Origin of the sequence: Spirillospora sp. NPDC049652 (assembly GCF_040675125.1) — a bacterium.
Taxonomy (GTDB): Bacteria; Actinomycetota; Actinomycetes; order Streptosporangiales; family Streptosporangiaceae; genus Spirillospora.
This window is the reverse complement of sequence record NZ_JBFAOF010001064.1, coordinates 1-2,303: the sequence shown is the minus strand read 5'-3', so window position 1 is coordinate 2,303 and position 2,303 is coordinate 1. Positions and strand designations below refer to the sequence as shown.

The following is a 2,303-nucleotide window of genomic DNA, read 5'->3' as shown; positions in this document are numbered from 1 at the left end:
TTTTTTAATGATCCGGCCACCACCGATATCTACACATAACACACTACACTCTTCCCCTACCCCCCGCTCTCCCGATCTCCCCTTTCCCCCGGGGGGGGGGCCCGCCCCCGCCTCCTGGAGGGCCGCGGCGCCGCCGTTGTCCGGCGGTTCGGACAGCGCGCTCAGCACCGCCTCCGACAGTGGACCGCGCGCCGCGGGCAGCGGTGCGCCCGCCACGTCCGGCACGGTCAGGGAACCGAGCGTCATCGCATCTCCTGGTGATCGGCTGCGGGGTTCGGCTCAGGTACCCGCTCCGGGCACACCCATGCGTCGCGGACCTGGTCGGACTCCATGACCTCGGCGAGATACGCCACCGCGGCGCGGGTCCCGCCGTCCGCCTGGACGGCGCCGTCCGCCCGCGCGGCCACGCGCTGCCGCCGCGCGCCCGTTCCCCGGTGCAGCAGGCGCGCCCAGAGCCGCCGGACCAGCGGAAGGTCGCCGGTCTCCTCCAGCGCGGGCGAGACCAGGTTCAGCAGCTCGTGGGCGAGATCGGTGGCCGGGACGGACCGTCCCGGTCCCGGGTGCACGGCCGGGCCGTCCAGCCCGTACCGCGCGGCCGACCAGACCGCGGCGGCGCACACCTGGTCGTCCAGCTCGGGCCCCTCGCGTCCGTCCGCCAGCTCGTCCAGCGCCGTCTGGACGAGCCCGCGGGTCAGGGCGGCCAGCAGGACGGCGTCGTCCACGGTCGGGACGGCGTCGGCGGCGCGGACCTCCACCGTCGGGAACCGGGGTGAGGGCCGGGCCAGCCAGAAGGACATGGACGGGTCGACCAGCACCCCGCACTCCACCAGGCGCTCCACGGCCAGCCGGTACTCGGCCGCCGAAGCGAACCGCGGCGGGACGCCCGAGCCCGGGAAGCGCGCCTGCTGCATCATCCGCCAGCTCGCGTACCCGGTGTCGCGGCCGTCCGTGTAGGGCGAGTTCGCCGACAGGGCCAGCAGCGTGGGCAGCCACGGGCGCATGTGGTTGATGACCGCGACGGCCGTTTCCGCGTCGGGAACGCCGACGTGGACGTGGCAGCCCGACACCTCGTAGTCCGCCGCCACCTCCGCGTACAGCCGCCCGATCCCGGCGAACCGCTCGTCGTCGTTGACCGAACGCGCCTCGGTCCCCGGAAGCGCCGCCGTCCCGGAGGAGACGGCCACCACGCCCTCCGACCGCGCCGCCCGGGCCACGGCCTCCCGTCCGGCGACCAGCTCGGCGCGGAGGCCGTCCAGCGAGCCGCAGACGCCGGTGACCGCCTCCACCTGGCTGGAGGCGAGCTCCTCGTGCAGCTCCACCGCCCCCGGGACCGCCGCGAAACGCGCCTCCCGGGCGCGCTTCACCACGTCCTTCCCCTGCGGGACGGTCCGGAGGTCGGTGGGATCTACCAGGAGAAACTCCTCTTCCACCCCCATGGTGGTCATAGCGGGATGCTTCCCCATCTGATCCACTCCAATCGGGACGGTCGAGGCCGGCCCGCGCGGCGGCGCGGTCAGGCCTCCCGCGCCGGAACGGGTTCGGCCGGACGCGCCGCGGGCGGCTCGGCCGTCCGGGCCGGTCCGCGCAGCAGGACCACCAGGACGGTCGCCGCGGCGGCGGCCGCGCAGGTGGCCAGCGAGGCCATCGCCAGGGCGTGCCCGCCGGCGCTCTCGCGGGTGTGGGAGGTGGTGTCGAAGGCGCCGAAGAAGACCGCTCCGATGACCGCCACGCCGAGCGCGCCGCCGATCTGCTGGACGGTGGACAGCGCCCCCGAGGCCACTCCGGCGTCGTCGGGGGAGATCCGGCCCAGCACCGCGTTGAGCGACGGGGTGATCACCAGCCCGCCGCCCGCGCTCTGCAGCACGAGCGTCGGGACGACCACCGCCGGGGTGAAGGGCGCGCCGCCGAGCAGCAGGACGGCGGTGGCGGCGTAGCCGAGCGTCAGGACGACCGCCCCGATGATCAGCACGCGGTGCCCGTGGACGGGGACCAGGCGGCTCGCGAGCAGGCTGGACACGAAGAAGGCCGCCGCCGAAGGGGTGTAGACCAGGCCCGCGCCGAGCGCCGACATGCCGAGGCCGTCCTGCAGCGACACCGACAGCACGAGGTAGTAGGACGTCACCACGACGTAGAGCAGCAGGACCAGGACGAGCCCGACGGAGAACGACCGGCTGCGGAACAGCGCGATCCGGACGAGGGGGTCGCCGCCGCGCGCGGCGATCCGGCGTTCGAGGACGGCGAACAGCGCCAGGGCCGGCAGGCTCGCGGCCAGGCACACCCAGACCCACGTCGGCCAGCCCGCC

2 protein-coding genes and 1 pseudogene are annotated in these 2,303 nt (G+C 74.9%); all 3 read right to left on the bottom strand.

Annotated elements, in window-relative coordinates; genetic code table 11:
- Positions 1 to 246 (bottom strand): annotated as a pseudogene (locus AB0J52_RS36920) (hypothetical protein); the annotation flags it as partial.
- Positions 243 to 1,445, bottom strand: a complete 1,203-nt coding sequence (locus tag AB0J52_RS36915) for a carboxylate-amine ligase (RefSeq protein ID WP_500187553.1) — start codon at positions 1,443 to 1,445, stop codon at positions 243 to 245. The pseudogene AB0J52_RS36920 and the gene AB0J52_RS36915, both read right to left, overlap by 4 nt.
- Before the next feature lie 68 nt (positions 1,446 to 1,513).
- Positions 1,514 to 2,303, bottom strand: a 790-nt coding sequence (locus AB0J52_RS36910; protein ID WP_500187552.1) for an MFS transporter, incomplete at its 5' end; no start/stop codon positions are given.